Origin of the sequence: Paenibacillus sp. EZ-K15 (assembly GCF_002573715.1) — a bacterium.
GTDB lineage: Bacteria > Bacillota > Bacilli > Paenibacillales > Paenibacillaceae > Paenibacillus_AQ.
The window spans coordinates 1-18,309 of sequence record NZ_PDHM01000010.1; the positions used below are offsets into that span (position 1 = coordinate 1).

Annotated in this window: 12 protein-coding genes and 1 pseudogene; 10 read left to right on the forward strand and 3 right to left on the reverse strand. The window is 47.9% G+C overall.

Annotation, left to right across the window (positions count from 1 at the left end):
- The first annotated feature begins 82 nt into the window (after nt 1-82).
- Complete coding sequence (locus CRG97_RS07000) at nt 83-484, forward strand: iron chaperone (RefSeq protein ID WP_098742399.1); 402 nt, start codon at nt 83-85, stop codon at nt 482-484.
- 37 nt (nt 485-521) lie between these two features.
- Here the strand turns inward: CRG97_RS07000 and CRG97_RS07005 are convergent, their stop codons facing one another.
- Nucleotides 522-950 (reverse strand): GNAT family N-acetyltransferase, encoded by a 429-nt coding sequence (locus tag CRG97_RS07005; protein WP_098742400.1) that lies wholly within the window; start codon nt 948-950, stop codon nt 522-524.
- A 347-nt stretch (nt 951-1,297) separates the two neighbouring features.
- On the opposite strand from CRG97_RS07005, the gene erm reads away from it, so the two are divergent.
- The 6 genes from erm (at nt 1,298) to CRG97_RS07040 (ending at nt 7,712) form a co-directional block, all read left to right on the forward strand.
- Nucleotides 1,298-2,164: a 23S ribosomal RNA methyltransferase Erm gene (gene erm / locus CRG97_RS07010; protein WP_202618881.1), complete on the forward strand. Its 867-nt coding sequence runs from the start codon at nt 1,298-1,300 to the stop codon at nt 2,162-2,164.
- A gap of 128 nt (nt 2,165-2,292) precedes the next feature.
- On the forward strand, nt 2,293-2,670 hold the full coding sequence (locus CRG97_RS07015; protein ID WP_076322957.1) for a MerR family transcriptional regulator: 378 nt from the start codon (nt 2,293-2,295) through the stop codon (nt 2,668-2,670).
- Nucleotides 2,667-2,987 (forward strand): thioredoxin family protein, encoded by a 321-nt coding sequence (locus CRG97_RS07020; RefSeq protein WP_098742402.1) that lies wholly within the window; start codon nt 2,667-2,669, stop codon nt 2,985-2,987. Before CRG97_RS07015 ends, CRG97_RS07020 begins: the two co-directional genes overlap by 4 nt.
- A 223-nt stretch (nt 2,988-3,210) precedes the next feature.
- On the forward strand, nt 3,211-4,224 hold the full coding sequence (locus tag CRG97_RS07025; protein ID WP_098742403.1) for a phosphotransferase family protein: 1,014 nt from the start codon (nt 3,211-3,213) through the stop codon (nt 4,222-4,224).
- Between the two features lie 295 nt (nt 4,225-4,519).
- Nucleotides 4,520-5,632 (forward strand): SDR family NAD(P)-dependent oxidoreductase, encoded by a 1,113-nt coding sequence (locus CRG97_RS07035; RefSeq protein WP_237566324.1) that lies wholly within the window; start codon nt 4,520-4,522, stop codon nt 5,630-5,632.
- A gap of 151 nt (nt 5,633-5,783) precedes the next feature.
- Nucleotides 5,784-7,712, forward strand: a complete 1,929-nt coding sequence (locus CRG97_RS07040; RefSeq protein WP_098742404.1) for a PAS domain S-box protein — start codon at nt 5,784-5,786, stop codon at nt 7,710-7,712.
- A 174-nt stretch (nt 7,713-7,886) separates the two neighbouring features.
- Here the strand turns inward: CRG97_RS07040 and CRG97_RS07045 are convergent.
- Nucleotides 7,887-8,789 (reverse strand): annotated as a pseudogene (locus tag CRG97_RS07045) (X2-like carbohydrate binding domain-containing protein); the annotation flags it as partial.
- A 218-nt stretch (nt 8,790-9,007) separates the two neighbouring features.
- A complete protein-coding gene (locus CRG97_RS07050) occupies nt 9,008-12,475 on the reverse strand; it encodes a copper amine oxidase N-terminal domain-containing protein (protein ID WP_098742405.1) in 3,468 nt (1,155 codons plus the stop codon).
- 308 nt (nt 12,476-12,783) lie between these two features.
- On the opposite strand from CRG97_RS07050, the gene CRG97_RS07055 reads away from it, so the two are divergent.
- From CRG97_RS07055 to CRG97_RS07065, 3 genes are all read left to right on the forward strand, one after another.
- Nucleotides 12,784-13,791, forward strand: coding sequence for a C45 family autoproteolytic acyltransferase/hydrolase (locus tag CRG97_RS07055; RefSeq protein WP_098742406.1), 1,008 nt, complete (start codon nt 12,784-12,786; stop codon nt 13,789-13,791).
- A 396-nt stretch (nt 13,792-14,187) separates the two neighbouring features.
- Entirely contained in the window at nt 14,188-14,889 is a 702-nt protein-coding gene (locus tag CRG97_RS07060; RefSeq protein ID WP_098742561.1) for an ABC transporter ATP-binding protein, read from the forward strand.
- 13 nt (nt 14,890-14,902) lie between these two features.
- A complete protein-coding gene (locus CRG97_RS07065; RefSeq protein WP_237566325.1) occupies nt 14,903-18,220 on the forward strand; it encodes an ABC transporter permease in 3,318 nt (1,105 codons plus the stop codon).
- Nucleotides 18,221-18,309: the final 89 nt, after the last annotated feature.

The following is an 18,309-nucleotide window of genomic DNA, read 5'->3' on the forward strand; positions in this document are numbered from 1 at the left end:
CGTTTGTCTTAGTAGGTTTATTATTACTACAAGTTTAAGAGGTGTCCACTTTTTATTCTAGGTGCAAAAGGGACGTTATTTCATGAAAGAGGATAAAATCGTTTACGGGTCGATCGACGAATATATTTCAAGCTGCACTCCCGAAGTTCAAAGCATTCTCCAGACATTAAGACAAGTGATCAAGGAGATGGCACCGGAAGCGAAGGAAAAAATCAGCTATCAGATGCCGACCTTCGATTTTCACGGAAATTTGGTGCATTTTGCGGCATTTAAGAAGCATATCGGTTTTTACCCGGCCCCTAGCGGTATTGAGGCGTTCCAAGATGAGTTAAAGGAATATCATAAGTCCAAAGGTACCTTGCAATTTCCCATCGATAAGCCTTTGCCCTATGACCTGATACGCCGAATCGTTCAATATCGAGTCGAGCAAAACCTGCAAAAGGCAAACAGCAAATCAAAAGGGAAGAAGTCGGTGGAGAGCTGAGATGGAACACCAGAGAAGGCGGTTTTACTGCCTTCTTTTAAAGTTCCTTTTTCAAATAGTAATGCGTATGCCGTCCGGCATTCTCGATCTTGCCATATACCTCATAACCCTGCTTGATGTAAAAATCCAAGGCTTGAAAGCTAAGTGTATCCAACTTTGCGAACTCGCATTGTTTCTCTATCGCTATTTTTTCCGCCTCGTTCAACAGCTTGGCTCCGTACCCCGATTTACGGTATGGTTCATCCACGAATAAGTAGTGGATCTCCAGCCAGTTCCAGCATATTTCCCCCACAATCCCACCCAAAATCTGACCGTCCGCATTCCTCAACAATAAATTGATTTCCTGATATCGGCCTTTTAAGTCGTCTGGGAAGTGCTTGAGATTATACGCAATCAATTGATTTCTCACATAATTTTTATCCTCGCTCTTTGACGCTATGACTTCATTCGTGAAATAGATTTCCATATCGGTATGCTCCTTCTAGTATGCCGGTTTACTGATATTCATTAGGATTCGGAACCATTGAACCCTATCTTCCTCAACATACCATACCCAGCGCATGAACCGGCGGTAAAAAATCTTTTTAAAAGAATGTACCCGTGAAGCAGGGGAATGCCTATGATATACTGTTGTTGTTATTTTATCCGTTTCATCTAAGGGAGGATTGTCCTAACATGTGTTGCATCGCATTCATACGTATTCGTTAATGAAGGTACAGAACATCTAAATCCATCCATTTTCATGTAAAAATGCGAAGGATTATTTGTGCTGTGCCTTTTTCATTACTATACGAATGAATGAGGTGCTTTTTTGTGTCCAAAAATAATAAAAATCATCGGGAAAAGCTGAAGAAACCGTCTAACTTTTCCGCGCAGCATTTATTAATCAGCAAACGGCTGATTCATGATATGATCGATTTGGCCCAGATCCGATCCACCGATACCGTTCTCGATATCGGAGCAGGGACAGGGGCATTAACCTTTCCGCTGGCAGAGAAGGCGGCACATGTGCTCGCGATCGAGACAGATCCGGCGTTTGTGGATAAACTGTTCAGCAAGATAAAAGATGGAAGCAACATTCGCGTCAAGCAGTCTGATTTCCTGGAGGTTCCACTTCCGAAAAATCCGTTTGCCGTCGTGGCGAATATTCCGTATTCGATCACCACGCCGATCATGGTGAGGCTGCTGGATCATCCCGGCGTGCCGCTGCAGCGAGCCGTGCTGCTTGTGGAAAAGGGTGCAGCCAAACGTTTTACGGCAGTTCCTGTTCAAGATCCGCGTATCTTAAGCTGGAGGATGCATTACGACATTCGGCTCGTGCGAACCATATCGCCTCAGCATTTTGCGCCGCCTCCCAAAGTGGATTCCGCTATTCTAGCTATCAACCGGAGGAAGAAGCCGCTCATTGCCGCGCAGCATCAGCCGAGGTTTATAGCGCTGGCAGCCTACGGATTGCGGGACTCGAGACTGCCGTTATTCGTGGCCCTAGCGGGCGTATTCACACCTCCCCAGATTACGAAGCTGGTCCGATTGCTGGGGGTGGATCGAGAGCTCCCCATCGGTAGGCTGAACGAAGAGCAGTGGGGAACTGTATTCCATACGATGCTCCAGCATGTGCCGTCAAGTCGTTGGCCCAAACTTTCTACAAGCTCCAAAGGCAAATCCAAGAAAAGAAAATAACATTCGATGGAAATCTCCGTCGTTTCTAATACGTTCACTTTTAAAATATTCGCAGAATTCGCTTGACCCTGACACTAGTGTCAGGGTTTACAATGAAATCGAATCGTTCATCTAGGAGGCGTAGAAGCATGAAAATCGGAGAACTTGCAGCCCGTACCGGAGTCAGCATCCGTTCGCTTCGATACTACGAACAGCAAGGATTGCTTATGCCGGTTCGCAACGAGAACGGATACCGGGAGTATTCGAGTCTCGCAGAAGAACAGGTGCGTACTATCCAGTTGTATTTGAATCTGGGGTTGTCCACCGAGCAGATCGCCGGTTTCCTGCATTGCGTCTTGAAAAATAAAGAGGCGTTTTGCGCGGAGGTGTTCCCGATTTTTCGTCAAAAAATTGCCGAGATCGAGGCGCAAATTCACCAGCTGAATCATATCAAGATGAATCTGGAGGAACGCATGCAATCGATTCTGGATGAACGAGAATCGGAAGAAGCGGAGGAATGCAAATGAGTTTATCACGAATAGATGCAGCCAGCTTTCAAAGTGCGATTAAACAGAATGGAGTCACTCTTGTTGAATTTGGAGCCAAATGGTGCCCGCCGTGCAAAGTGCTGCTTCCCATCCTGGATGAGCTGAGTCAGGAAGAAGCGGGTCGCCTGGATGTCTATCAGGTGGATTGTGACGAATCTCCGGAGCTTGCCGCTCAATTCGGCATCATGTCCATGCCGACGGTGATTGTGTTTCATAACGGAGAACCGGCAGACAAACTTATTGGACTTCGGCCTAAGAGTGTGTATCAAGCGGCGATAGGCCGTTATGTATCATAGAATCGAATAATCGATGAATGAGCGAAAACGCCTCTGATGTTTGATGACACAGAGGCGTTTTCTATTGATGTAGAGGGCATTATTCGCCGTGTATCGAATTCTTATATAGCAACCGTAATAAGGCTACCGAAGCTGTTTGGGATCATCTGATGATAGGATTTTTTGTGGATAAATATATGCCTGGTAAGGCGCAGAAGCGAAAATTTTTAAGGAGGTGCTTTAATTGACAACAGAGATCCTTTTCTCAACCAACTCCATCGGTCATGTAACGGATGAGCAGCTTCAAGTTATGCTGAACAGACACCATCTAGGGAACCTCATTTCAGCTGAGAAAACGTCTGAGGGAGTAGGAAATCAGACGTTGTTCATTAACTCGAGCCAAGGAAGCTATGTATTGAAGGGAAATCCCCTTTATGAAGGGCAGTTGGCTGAAGAGAAATTTTATACGGACTGTTTGCAAGAGTATACATCACTGCCTTTATCGGCCCCATATCTGTTAGATGAATCCATCGATATATTCGGCTGGAGCTACGCGATCATGCCTCGTCTTCATGGCGTACATATGAATGAACCACAACTTAGAGCAGGGCTTGGTGCAGCGGATCGAATAGATATTGCCTCTTCAGCAGCTAACATTTTAAATGAAATGCACGGCTGGAAAGTGGATCAGTATGGCGAGCTCGACCCGCAAACGCAAAGGATTCGCCCGTTTGAGGGATCTTATAAAGAGTGGCTCTACCAGCGAATTCGGTTTTGGTTGGAGGATGCCAAACAATATTCCCAGATCACTCCAACCGATACGGAATGGGTAGAAGAGGTGCTGCGTGACTCGGCGGATGAGTTCGATAAGCATTGCTCACCCACTTTTGTTATGGGGGATTTCAAAGCAGAGAATATGCTGGTAGCGTATGATACGGCTTGTCAGGAGTGGCGAATCAGCGGCATTTTTGATTTTACAACCGGATATTTTGGGGATGGAACAGCGGATTTGCCTAAGATGGTGATTATGTATTGGGATTTCGAGGAACAGGAAGTAGCGCGGCATTTTATACAGATGTACTTACAGGGCTCTGCAAAAAAGGAAGGCTTTGTTGATCGATTTAGGGTGCATATGCTCCATCAGCGTATATTGGATTGGGGATGTGCCAAAGCGATTGGTGCAGTCACTTGGGATCCGCAGCTAACCTTTTCCGAATGGGCAAAAGATTATGTTTATGCCATGGACTACTTGAGATAATGGAGTGCATCATGTACTGAGTAGAATAACCTGAACGAATCGTCAGGTCCCGGGTAAAGGGCAGAGCAGTCATTACAGACTTACGCTCTGTTCTTTTTTTTAGATATCAGAAAGTATAAACTTCGAAGCATGGCCTACCTGATATCGCAAGAAAAACAACATCTAAACGCGGTCTGTCTTCTTTGAGAGTACGTCGATAGACGTTTTTCTTATGTGCTTGTGGAATTCCGGATTGACCTTCACATGATGTGATGGTTTACAATGCGGTTAACCGAATGAAAAGGAGCTGCTGCGTGTGCATATTAGTGAATTGTCACGTAAAACGGGCGTAAGTTTGCGTTCTTTGCGTTATTACGAGGAGAAGGAGCTATTGTCTCCGGACCGTCATGATAATGGCTATCGTGAATATAGGGAGACGGATATCGAGCGGGTTCGGTTGATCCAGATGTATTTTAGCCTGGGATTGACGGTGAAGGAGATTATGAGCTTTTTCCAATGTGCGTTTGATGAGCAGCCCACAATCGAATGTCTCCCGAATGCGGTTGAGGTAGGTAAACGGAAGCTGGATGAAATCCAGCTGCAGATCGAACTTCTAAAGCAGGAGGAAATCCATTTGCAGGAGAACATTACGGCATGGGAAGTTATTTTAGACAAGGGGGATCGGTGTAATGACAAGGTTGATGGACAGGAAGTGAAGCGAGTGGCTATCGTGACAGGGGGCAACCGCGGAATTGGAAAAGAGATTGCAAGACAGCTTGCTGCCAATGGACTTCAGGTGATCATTACATCCCGGGACGAAGAGAAGGGGAGGCTGGCTGTCCAGGAATTGCTTGCGGATGGGCTCCTTGTGAAGCTGTACGTGGCGGATGTCCATGAAATCAACGATGTGGCACGGATGATGGAGAGAATACAGTCAGACTACGGCCGCCTGGACGTGCTGGTGAACAATGCCGGAGTGATTTTGGACCGGGGGGTTTCTGTGCTGGATGTAGAGGAGTCGGTCGTGCGCGCAACGTTGGAAACGAATTTTTTTGGTGTTTTGCGTATGACGCAGGCGGCGATTCCTTTGATGAAGCTGCATCATTACGGGCGCATCGTAAACATCTCTTCCGGTCTTGGCGCTTTCGAAATAATGCAGGATGGTTACGGTTTAAAAGGGTCATCCTCGGCCTATCGTATCTCCAAAACGATGCTGAATGCGTTAACCTGTCTCGTGTCGCAGGACGTAGCCGGTACCGGGATAAAGGTAAACGCGGTTTGCCCGGGCCGGGTTCAGACCGACATGGGCGGTGCGGACGCTCCGCTAACCGTTGCCGAAGGGGCTGATACGGCTGTATGGCTGGCGACGATGGAGGATGATGGACCGAGCGGGGAGTATTTCCGTGAGCGGCAGCGAATTGCTTGGTAATATGGTGGGGTTTTCGGTATGCAGGGGAAGACGTCTACTCTTTGGTTTACCGATGATGACGTTGCTAATGATTAGCAGTATAAAAATACTCTGAAAAAGCCCCATTTCGAAGATGCTGATGTATAATAATCGGTATCAGGAGGTGCAGAGTATGAGTGATATCAACATTTTTGGCCATCAGGCTTTGTTTGAACATGTCTACAAAAGTGCTCCAATTGGCATTGCCCTGGTTTCGATAGAAGGAAATTGGATCAGCGTAAATCCTGCGGCTTGCAAAATGTTTGGCTTCACGGAAGAAGAATTGATGTCACAGCCGGCAACCGATTATATTTATTCTGATTGCACTAACAATAAAGATAAATTGTATCAGTCTTTGGACGAGTCGTCCTCAACTATTGCGGTGGAAAAACAATTCGTACATAGAGACGGCCATGGCATCTGGGCATCGATGCATGTTTCTCTGGTTCGTGACGAAAAGGATCAAACCCCTTTATTTTTCATTTCGCAAATTGTTGATATTACCCAGAGCAAGATAGCCGAGCGAAAGCTCCAAGAGAGTATTGAACGCTACACTTCGCTGAAGAAGTATAACCATGATGCGATCATCTCCTTCAATCTGGAGGGGAGGATCATTAACGGGAACCAGATGGCAGAGCAGCTGACTGGTTATAAGATTCCGGAATTAATTGGAACCAAGATCTCGAATTTGATCGGTGAACGTAATCTTACCCGCGTACTTTCTGCTTCAGCTGATTATGTTGCTGTCGAGAAGGGCATTAACGTCATCCATCACAAAGACGGACATACGGTTGAAGTGCTCGCTACACTGGCACCCATTGTCATTCATAACAAGAATGTCGGTTTTTACATCATTGCCAAGGACATGACGGAGCAGAAGAGGCTCATCATCGAGAAGGAAGCAGCCGAGAAGACAAATAAAGCCAAGAGCGAGTTTCTGGCGATGATGAGCCATGAGATCCGTACGCCGATGAATGGTGTTATCGGGATGACGGACCTGATCCTTGAGACGGAGCTTGATGAAGAGCAGCGGGACTATGTACAGATCATTAAGAAAAGCGGGACAACCCTTCTGAACATCATCAATGATATTTTAGACTTCTCCAAAATCGAATCGGGCAGAACGGAGCTGGTGGAGGAAACATTTAATCTGAGAACGGCTTTGTCCGAAACATTGAACCTGATTCTTCCGAAGGCGCTGGAGAAGAATATCGAGGTAACCACATCCGTAGCTTCGGATGTTCCGAGTCAGGTTTACGGGGATGTGACGAAGCTGAGGCAGGTCTTAATGAACCTGCTTAGTAATGCCATTAAATTTACGCCTAATGGCGCCGTCTCCATCTCTGTGCAGTGTGTCGAGAACCAGGGGAACTCGGCCCGTATCCAATTCTCCGTTATGGATACGGGTCTTGGCGTGCCGAGTGAGAAGGTTGCTCAGTTATTTGAACCCTTTTACCAAGTGGACCATTATATGACCCGCAAGGTGGAAGGGACGGGGCTGGGGCTGGCGATCTGCAAAAAACTCGTTCAGTTGATGGGCGGAGATATCTGGTATGAGAAGAATCAGAACCAGCCAGGGTCTGTCTTTACGTTTACGGTTGATTTTTCGTTTAAGTCGAATGCTGGAAATAAACAGGAGAATGGGGCCGTTCTCGAGAATCACTCCATAGGAAACGATCTGAAAATTTTGATTGCCGAGGACAATGAAGTGAATCAATTAGTCCTCAAGAAGATGATTGAGAAGCTGGGATACAATTCGACCACCGTCCAGAATGGACTTGAGGCGGTTGAAGCCTTCGAGCGTCATTCGTATGACATCGTATTCATGGACATTCAGATGCCCTTCATGGATGGAACGGAAGCGGTCCGCGTCATAAAAGAATCGGCATCATCCGAAAAAGAGCCTTATATCGTGGCCGTCACGGCCCATGCGATAAAGGGCGATCGCGAGAAATATTTAGGGATGGGCATGGACGAGTATGTAAGCAAGCCTGTCAGCATGAATGTTATCTCGGCCATTATCGATAAGTTTCTGGCTGAGCGAGATATGCCTCAAGCCTAAACAGATGAAAGCTCAAGTGATGTCACTTGGGCTTTTGTTCATTCCACAGCTGAACAATTAGGAACCAAATAGTATTATGCAGCTGCTCATCTGCCGTCGTAGGTCGTAGGGGTGGTGAGTGCAAAACGGCCTGCGGGAAAGGTTCCCTGCAGGCCGTTAATGATATAAGGTGTCCTAAGAGGCAATACCGGTCACGCTGCTTCCGCTCTTTGTAAGATTGTAGGTGATGACCTCACCGCTCCAGAAATGGAACTTGAGAATCACTTCTCCATCTCTGACCTCATTAAAAAAGGTAGGCTTGAGCTTGATTTCACCGGCCGAGTTGGAAGGGGAGAACGTATACTCAAACTCTTTGAAGGAGGTCCAGTCCTGTGGTCCTGCACTGCCCCCCGTTGCATATACCGCCTCCATCGTGGCTAGCTGATCTCCGTTGAATGTCGTTGGAATGCTGAACGAATCAGTAGTTCCCTGCGTGTTACGCAGCACAGGCTTATCATGGAGGATGACCTTGAAATTCCAGTCCGCACCGCGGTTGAATTTGGCCGCCAATACAGCATTCACGCCGAATTGGCCGGATGAAGTCAGCCTGGTCAGCAGGCTGGATGTAAACGTGATCGTATTTCCGTTAAGCGTATAATCCTGCCCGGCGACGAGCAGCTGTCCGTTTGTGCGGACTTCGGTTAACGTGTTGCCGTTTAAGTTCAAAGGTATGCTTTTATCCTGGGGGGCAGCTCCCTTTTTTAAAAAGATCAGGTCGGTGTCAGCGGTCGATGAGCGCCCGCTCCAACCCGCCTTCATGATGTTGTACAGTTCCGGATCGGACCAGGTAAAAGCGGTTCGCTTAAAGTGCTGGCCGTTGTCCCACAACATATGGGTAATGTTTTTCTGTTTGAGATAATAGGTTAGATATTCAAAGAACTTCAGTTTCTCCCCCTGCTCAATCACTCCCGTGCTCTGATCGAAGCCGAGCAGTCCATATTCACCCAGGATGACGGGAATTCCTCTGGCGATAAAGGTGTTATACACATTGTTGAATGTTTGATCGATATCGCTCTGGGTATCCGTCTCAAAACGGGTATTTTATTGAAATCGCTTTCTAATTTATAAATTATCATATTTTCCCATTTGGAAGTATCCGGATAATTCGTCATAAAATCATGTGGAAATTAGTTATAAGCTGCTCTAGTTTTCAGAAAGAGGTTTGATGGTCGAAGGGGATAAAAAAGCTGTTGCTCCTGTCAGATTTGACAGGAGCAACAGCTTTTATGTTACAGAATGTTGATAGCTACCTTCTACTAAGGTTTTTTAATTAAAACAAGCGTTTTGGATGCTTCGGATAAAGGTGTTGCGGATTGAGCACTCGAAGCGATTTTCTTATCTTTGGACAGTACGGACAAGACATAAACGGCGTATTCCGTATTGTCTTGTATGTCTTTTCCGAAGGCATCTTTAGCAGGGATATCAATCAAAGTCGAGATATCTTTGCCATCGGGTTTTATTGTTACATTGGTATTGACTTTGGCATCAGCTTCCGTCGCTGTTTTCAGATCGAAGGCCTTGATGCTATTTTTCTCTACAAACAACAGGCGGTATGCCGTAATGTTGCGCTCATCGATCGCCTTCTTGAAATCGACTTGAAGCTTCCCGCTTGCATCCAGCTTGGCTGCAACACCCGTTGTTTGGATATGGTTCAGAATTTCAAACTCCGCAGAAGAATTGGAGATGCTGTTGTTGGTAGAAATGGTTCCATCAGCAACAGCAAGGATGTAAACCCTATATTTAGTACCAGTTACGATAGCTGCACCGTTGACGTCCGCTAAACCTGCGGACAATTTGTGCTCGATTCTGTTAGGAGATGGTTCTACCTTCGTGTACAATTGTTCCTTGGTGATTTTGTTGGCATCGTCTAATCCAAAACTTTGGTTAGCCGGCACAACCATGATTCGATATTGTTTAACACTTCCTGATGAAGGATTGAATTTGACTACAATGTCACTGCTGTTCCCGTTGGTGCTTTCAATCCCGGCATATACATCAGAAGGAACCGTTACAGCGCTACCCGTAAGCTTAATCGGTGCAGATGGTGCCGACAGGGCATTGCTTATTGAACCATTGTTGCTTACGGACAATACGAATACTTGATAATCCACCAAATTGCGAATTGTCTCATTGTTAACATCTCTTGTTCCAGGTCTCAGAACGTCCTCAAAATTGGAGCCGATCGGTACTCTGTCGAAGTAAGATACATTGTTAGCTTGAGCTACATTAAAGTTACCAGCGTTAGCTTGCTTCACAACCATGATCCGATATTCCTTAATGTTGGTTTCATTTGCAGCCTTGGTAAACGATACTTTCAAGTCGCTTGCGTTATTATTATCGCTCACATCAGCTGCCGTAACGTTCGTAACCTTACCAACTTCCGTCACACCTTGAATTGTAACGGCATTAGAGACGGATGAAAGTGCTCTGCCGTAATTCGAGTAGCCTACCGACAAGACATACACCCGGTAGCTTGAACCTCTTTGAATGAGTTCCCCGTCGCTATCCCGGGTCGTGTTTGCTAAATCCCGAGAGATAGTTCTGCCGGTTTTGTTAACCGTGGTATAATTCCCGTTATCATAAGCTTGCGATACGCTCAGGCTCTTGGATGACTTCACAACGAGAATCCGGTAATGGTCTATGAAGTTTTCGCCATTAGCAGGATTGAAGGCGACTTTAAGGTCGCTTCCGTTACCATTATTGCCGACAATGGACAAGGTTGGCGTGGAAACAGGGTTTACATTGCCCTGATTGTTGTTTCCAAGCGTAATCGATGAGTAATTGGATAATGCATTGTTATTGCCCGAATATCCTACGGACAGGACATATACACGATAGCTGATACCATTGCGAATCAGCTCTCCATCGATATCACGGCTGTTGGAATTCAGGGTTTGAGTAATGTAGTTGCTGCTGTTGTTCTTATTGATTTGAGTGTAATTATAGCTGTTGTTTAAGTTAGTGGCTCTATTCAGATCAAAATAACTATCAGATGATTTTACAACGAATACCTGGTAATAGCTGATGTTAGAACGATCAGACGGCTGGGTGAATGACACCTGCAGGTCGCGTCCGTCATTGTAGTTGTTCACGTCAGTGACGGACAGATTGGTGACTGCGCCCAGATTGGTGCTGGAACTCAAGATGATGGAGTTCGATGGAGCGGACAGCACGTTGTTATTGGAGTTACTGTTGTCCACGGCCATGACGAATACGCGATAGTACACACCGTTACGAATCGTTGCTCCATCTACATCTTTAGCACTCGATGACAGCGTCAAGTTGTTGATGTTATTCCCGGTTTTGTTGACATGAGTATAGTAGTTGTAGTTGGAGGCCGTATTGGCTTTGCTTAAGTTGAAACTGTTATAATTGCTGTCCTTTACGACAAACACGCGATAAGAGTGAATGTTGGATTCGTTGGATACCTTGTTAAAGCTTACGCGAAGATCGCGGCCATCACCATGATCGCTGATATCCGTCACCTGCGTAATGGATGGAACCGTTGCGGTTCCCGTGTTGAGCGTGATGGAAGACGAACCTGAAGACAGGTTGCTTGCAAGCACACTCTCGTTGCTGCTGACAGATAGGACAAACACAGTGTAAGCGATACCGCTGCGGATGAGCTCATTTGAAGTATCACGAGCAGAGGAACTCAGCGTCGTGGACAGCGTTGTATTCGTCGTACTGGTTTTGCTCACCGTCGTATAATTCTGACTTGGGACGGATTTAGCTGCCGCCAGATTAAAGTTGGCAACATCCTTCGTTTTTACCGCAAATACGCGATAGTTGGTTACATTGCTCTCGTTCTGGGCACGCGTGAAGCTGACCTGCAGATCACGGCCATCGCCGTAGTCGCTCACATCGCTTGCCTTCACGTTGGTTGCTCCGTTCACCGAATTGGTGTTGGTCAGCGTCAACGACGGCGAAGCCGAGGAAAGGGCATATGTGCCGCCTGTTTTGCTAACTGCCAATACGTAAGCTTTATAAGACTGATTATCACGGATAAGATCATTATCTACGTCCCTTGAACCCGACGTGAGGGTTAGAGTCTGATCCGAGCCGGACGGGTACACCGTTGTGTAAGCTGCGGAGGACACGCGCTGTGCCTCTGATTGGTTTAACGTCTTGGACTGCTTCACAATCATCACGCGGTAATGCGAAATTAATGATTCGGTCGACGATTTGGAGAAGCTGACCTGCAGATCGCGGCCGTCGCCGGCGTTGCCGATGTCCCGAAGGGTCACATAATTCACCGGTACGATACCGGTATTATTTCCGCCGCCGCCTGAATTGTTCGTTGTTTTGACGGTGACCGTTTTCGTTTTGGAATTCCAGCCGATTTTTTGGCCGAGGGCTTCACTTACGAAGCGTACTGGCACCATGGTATTTCCTTTTAAGTTTTTCGCCGGAACATCCAGCGCTACCGTCTTGTTATTGATGGTGGCCGTCTTGGAGTTGATTTTTAGAATGACGGTTGTGCCATTTTTGGTCGCTGTGACGGTTTTCGTTTTTTGATTCCACTTGACCGATGCATCCAAGGCTTCGAAGATGGATCTCATCGGAAGCATGACGCGTCCTTGGATCATGATAGGTGCTTGAGGCGTATACAGCTTGACACCGTCAATCAAGACGCTGATGTTCACTGCCGCCTGTGCCTGCGATTGGAATGTCATGGGGATTAACAGTATAGCTGCTAGCAAGGCAGTCCATATTCTTTTCACACACTCAACCTCCTGAAATTTAGCTTTGTTATTATTTTCCTCTACAATATGACGCATTGGCCTAGAATAAAGTTTCAACTATAACATCGGCAATGCAAAAATATTTTTTAGTATCTGGTCATAATAAGGGAAGAAACAGCAGAGGTTTGCTGTTTTTCTTCCCTTACTGATGCACGAAAATTACGGATCATAGTCCGAAGGATAAACATGCCGGGTCGGAGCTTTTTATTGGAAGATGGATGAATTGCATCTATAATCGGGTAAGGGATATATTCCCATATGGAAACCGCCGGGGTGGAGGGGTAAAAATGCCGGATTACACGGTACACATCATGCAGCTTAGAGAAGATAACTATCATAACGGGCTTAAGCTGGGTCGCAGCCTGCGAAATCAACCGATATTAAAAGCTTTTGAAGCAGCCACCAAACCGGAGATCGATACGGAACAGTTGAAGAGCATCTACAACGAGTTTGCCCCGCAACTGCTATCGGAGCTTGAAGGACTGGCGGATGGCTTGGAAATGCCGTTTCCGAAAGCCGCGGCGCTTCTTGGCGGATACGACGTCCCGAAAATCGCGGCCATGGGGTGCTCGGCGATAATCACGGCTTCGTATTACGTAAGAAATTACGATTTTACGCCTGCGTTTTACGATGGTTATTTTACTGTGGCTCAAGCCGATGAAGGCTTAGCGAGTGCAGGCTATAATTTGCAGGCAATAGGCAGGCTTGACGGGGTGAATGAACATGGGCTTGCCGCCGGGCTGCATTTTGTCAGCTTTGACGGATACGAGGCGGGCCTGTCGCCATGGGTCGGTGTTCGGATGATATTAGAATCATGCGGTACTGTAGAAGAAGCGTCTTATATGCTGCGCCATATTCCCCATGCGGCTTGTTATAACTTTTCGATAGGGGATGCACGAGGGAACATGTCCGTTGTGGAAGCAAGCCCGGATCAAGTGATTCCCCGTGCGGGCGGGGTGGCGGCGATCGCCTGCGTTAACCATTATGAAACGTTGACGGGCAAAAACAGGTCTTCCATTGAGCATTCCCTTCGGCGTAAACGTTATATCGATAGCTTGGATGCTGAACAGTTAACTCAAACCGAGGCTTTCGGTTTGTTTAAGGACCGAAAGTCCCCGTTATTTTTTACGGATTACGACGATTTGTTCGGAACGCTGCATACCTTTTCGTACGCCTTCAAAGAAGGAAGAGTCATGACTTCGCTTGCTCAGGGCAGCGCGCTTGATTTTTCGTTCAGGGATTGGGTCGAGGGCAAGGATATCCCGGCAGCGGAGTTGACCGGACATATCGATTGACAATAAATCCAGAGAAGCGCTTCTTCCCAGGTGAAGAAGTGTTTTTTTTGTGCTGCTCGGGTTTTTTCCAATTTGGAACATTCTGTGACATTGCCTTCGCGGGGGATGCTGCGTTTTCTTTGGCCGATTTGTTTATGCTACACTGGTTTAAAGGACGATTTCATTGAATGAACGCAAGTAAACAAGGAGTCTAACAACAGAGAATGCACAAATACGAGGCATAGCACAATGGCCAGGACACATGCCACAGGACGTATCCGTACGATGCCGAAGGACATACTCGTACAAGCGGTGAGCAGCCCTACAGTTGGGGCACCGGACAAGCCGCCTTGGGTTACAAAAGTTTACATAACGATTCAAGCCGATATTGCAACCATGAGTTGGGAGTGGAGTAACATGGCTTTTGTGAGCATGAAGGATGAATATAAGCGCTACCAAATGGGAGAGACCACCATTATAGCCAATGATGGAATCAACCTGGAGATCGAAAAAGGCGAGTTTGCAATCATTGTCGGTCCCAGCGGCGCAGGCAAATCCACGGTGCTGAATATATTGGGCGGCATGGATACGGCGGATGAGGGACAAGTACTCGTGGATGGAACGGATATTGCCAGGTTTAACAGCAAAGAGTTGACTGGCTATCGGCGCAATGACGTCGGATTTGTGTTTCAATTTTATAATCTGGTTCCCAATCTGACGACAAAAGAAAATGTGGAACTCGCTTCGCAGATTTCTCCCCGGGCTTTGGACGCGGAGCAAGTACTGCGGGATGTAGGCCTGGGTAATCGTTTGAACAATTTTCCGGCACAGCTGTCCGGCGGGGAACAGCAGCGGGTAGCGATTGCCAGAGCACTCGCCAAGCAGCCGAAGCTGCTTCTCTGCGATGAACCCACGGGTGCGCTTGATTACCATACGGGAAAGCAGGTGCTGAAGCTGCTCCAAGACACCTGCCGCCATACCGGAACCACGGTTATTGTCATTACACATAATTCTGCCCTGACGCCGATGGCGGATCGGGTCATCGAGATCAACAATGCCAAGGTTCGGAACATGGTTTTGAATCCGGCCCCCGTTTCTGTAGACAACATCGAGTGGTAGGGAGATACATATTATGAAGAAAAGAGCGCTGTGGACTGATATTTTCCGGGAAATATCGCGGACAAAAGCTCGGTTTCTGTCCATTTTTGCCATTATTATGCTCGGTGTCGGTTTTTTTGCGGGGATCAAAGCCACGGGTCCTGACATGCTGGATACAGCGGATCACTACTATAGCGATTTTAAGCTGATGGATCTTAAGGTTCAGTCCACCTTGGGTCTCGAACAAACCGATATAGAGAAGCTGAAGTTGGTTCCAGGAGTGGACGAGGTTCAACCTGGCTATAGCGCAGACGTATTCCTCGGCGACAGCGGGCGGATCGCGAAGGTGCTCTCCTATGACCCAGGAAATAATCTGAATCAATACGTGCTTACAGAAGGCCGAATGCCGGAGTCCGCAGGGGAAATCGTCATCGACGCGGGAGATCGAGGAAACGAATTTAAACTGGGGGATCAGATTACCTTTACCAATCCGGATCAGGAAGTGGATTTGGGAGAGACATTTGACCACCTCACTTACACGGTTGTGGGTAGGGCGAAGAGTCCGCTTTATATCAGCAGCATGAGCCGGGGAACGAGCAGAATCGGCAAGGGGACGGCGGATGTGTTCGCCGTTATACCGGAGAAGGACTTTAAACTATCTGTATATACCGAAGCTTACCTGACCTTTCAAGACACCGCTGAATTAGCTCCCTATACAACTGAGTATGACGAGAAGATCAAACGGCATAAGGAAGCGGTAGAACTGGCACTGGAGACCATGCCGCAGGAGCGGCTGACAGAGATTCGTGTCAACGGTCAGAAGAAGCTGGATGAGGCCATGGACAAAATCGAGGATGCCAAGAAACAGCTGACCGATGCGGAGCAGAAGTTAAATGATGCGAAGGTCAAGCTGAATGAAGGCGAGCAATCCTACCGCGATGGCGTCAACAAGCTTCAAACCGAGCTGGACCAGGGGCAAGCCAAGCTGGATTCGGCGGCCAAAAAACTTGCCCAAGGCAGAGCGGAACTGAAGCGGAATCGGCAGCAGTTGGAGCAAGGACAATCCCAGCTTAAGACGGGTCAAAGTCAACTGGATCAACAGAAGTCGGAGCTTGCACCAAAGCTGGCACAAGGGCAGCAATTAGCGAAGGCGTTGCAACAAATCTCTGGTTTAGATCCGGAGGGCATACCGGAAGAGCAAGGGAAAGAACTGCTCTCGGCGGCTCAGGCAGCCGATCCGAAACTAGGAGCAGCTATTGCGGGTTTCATGGAAGGCACATTGGATGGCACTGCTTTGCAAAAGGCTGCTTCTGCGTTCCAGAGCGGTTTAAACGAATCTTCCCTGCAGCTGGATAACGCTCAGCAGAAGCTGCATGCAAGCCGAGCAGAGCTGAAAGAAGGAGAGGCCAAGCTTCGGGAAGCCGAGCGTCAGCTCGTGCAGGGTGAAGCTTCGTTGAAGCAAGGGAAGAAGGAGCTTGCTGCTGCCAGCGAGGCAGGGGAAGCCAAGCTTGCGGATGCGAAAGCGGAACTTAGCCAAGGGCAGGCCGATTACCAGGAAGGTCTAAAGAAATTTAATGATGAAAAAGTAAAAGCTGAACGGGAAATCGCGGATGGCGAGAAGGAAGTGGCGGAGGGACAGAAGGAGCTGGATCAGCTCAAGCTGCCCAAAGTCTATGTCATGGACCGCAGCGTCAATCCGGGGTATACCGAGTATAGCGATAATGCGGACCGCTTATCTTCCATTGCAACGGCATTCCCGGTATTCTTTTTTCTGATTGCCGCTCTTGTCAGCCTGACAACGATGACCCGGATGGTTGAGGAGCAGCGGCTGCAGATCGGAACCTTGAAAGCACTCGGATACAGCAACGGGGATGTGATGAAAAAATTCCTGGTCTATTCGACGCTGGCCAGTGTTGCGGCTTCAGCAGCCGGGCTGGCTATCGGCTTCACCATGTTTCCCGCCATTATCTATGATGCTTACGGCGCTTTATATAATCTGCCGGATGTGCGAACCCGATTTTATCTCAGCTACAGCATCATTTCGATCGTCGTGGCCGTGCTCTGCACGACCATGACGGCTTATGTGGCGACGCGGGTGGAACTTCGAAGCAGCGCTTCGGTCCTGATGCGCCCCAGAGCGCCCAAGAACGGATCCCGCATATGGCTGGAGCGAGTGCCTTGGGTGTGGAACCGACTTGGATTTATTGGAAAAGTTACAGCCCGCAATCTGTTCCGCTACAAGCAGCGGATGTTTATGACCGTTTGCGGCGTTGCCGGCTGCACGGCCCTGATTCTGACCGGTTTCGGTCTCAAGGATTCCATCGGGGATATCGCGCCGCTGCAATACGGAAAGATTATGCAGCATCAGGCGACCGTTGTATTTCAAGATGATAACGGTGATAGCGGGATGCTGGAGGATTATAATAAGGTCATTGCGGATACGCCGGGGATTACGGGGATTTTGAATGTGACGCAAGAGGCGATGACCGCGACCGCCTCCGGGGTGAACGCCCAGGATATGAGTTTGTTCGTGCCGCAATCGCCAGAGGAGATCGATTCCTTTATCGTCCTGAAATCCCGTGGGCAGAAGCGGACACTGTCACTGACGGATGACGGTGCGATCATTACCGAGAAGCTCGCCAAGCTGTTTGATCTCACGATCGGCAGTACTTTCACCGTCCAGAACAGCGACAACGATCCTTTTGAGATACGTGTAGCCGGGATAACGGAGAACTATGCTATGCACTACGTCTATATGACGCCGCTGTATTACGAAGAGATTTTTGATGGGACGCCGGAAGTGAACAGTCAATTGCTGACGTATGACAACAACAATCACGATCCGGACTGGGAGGACCAGCTTGGAGAAACGTTAACCGCAAGCGAACGGGTGGCGATGGTCAGCTTCACGAGTGGAGTAAGCAATGCCTTTAGTGATACGATGGACAGCATGAACGTTGTGGTGGTTGTCCTGATTGTATCTGCAGCGGCGCTCGCGTTTGTCGTGCTGTACAATCTGACGAATATTAACGTATCCGAGCGGATACGGGAGCTGTCAACGATCAAGGTGCTTGGCTTCTATGATAAGGAAGTAACCATGTACATTTATCGCGAAAATATGATTCTGACCGTGCTGGGGATCATAGCAGGCAGTCTGGGAGGCGTGTTCCTGCACCGGTTCGTGCTCCTGACCGCGGAAGTGGACGCGATGATGTTCAGTCCCGCCATCCATGGAATCAGTTACGGCTATGCGGCACTGCTGACACTGCTGTTCTCGGCTATTGTCATGGCCTCCATGCATTACAAACTGAAGCGGATTGATATGATTGAAGCGCTGAAATCAGTGGAATAGATATATGTTTCAACAAGAGAGCCCTATTCGAGAGGAGACAATCCTGAAGAATAGGCTCTCTTTTTCATTTACGGTGTACAGCTCCCTAC

Excerpts from the sequence above, each read along its gene's own strand:
- CRG97_RS07065 (WP_237566325.1), top strand. The coding sequence starts at position 14,903 with ATGAAGAAAAGAGCGCTGTGGACTGATATTTTCCGGGAAATATCGCGG.
- CRG97_RS07055 (WP_098742406.1), top strand. The coding sequence starts at position 12,784 with ATGCCGGATTACACGGTACACATCATGCAGCTTAGAGAAGATAACTAT.
- CRG97_RS07005 (WP_098742400.1), bottom strand. The coding sequence starts at position 950 with ATGGAAATCTATTTCACGAATGAAGTCATAGCGTCAAAGAGCGAGGAT.
- CRG97_RS07040 (WP_098742404.1), top strand. The coding sequence starts at position 5,784 with ATGAGTGATATCAACATTTTTGGCCATCAGGCTTTGTTTGAACATGTC.
- CRG97_RS07000 (WP_098742399.1), top strand. The coding sequence starts at position 83 with ATGAAAGAGGATAAAATCGTTTACGGGTCGATCGACGAATATATTTCA.
- CRG97_RS07060 (WP_098742561.1), top strand. The coding sequence starts at position 14,188 with ATGGCTTTTGTGAGCATGAAGGATGAATATAAGCGCTACCAAATGGGA.
- CRG97_RS07015 (WP_076322957.1), top strand. The coding sequence starts at position 2,293 with ATGAAAATCGGAGAACTTGCAGCCCGTACCGGAGTCAGCATCCGTTCG.
- CRG97_RS07020 (WP_098742402.1), top strand. The coding sequence starts at position 2,667 with ATGAGTTTATCACGAATAGATGCAGCCAGCTTTCAAAGTGCGATTAAA.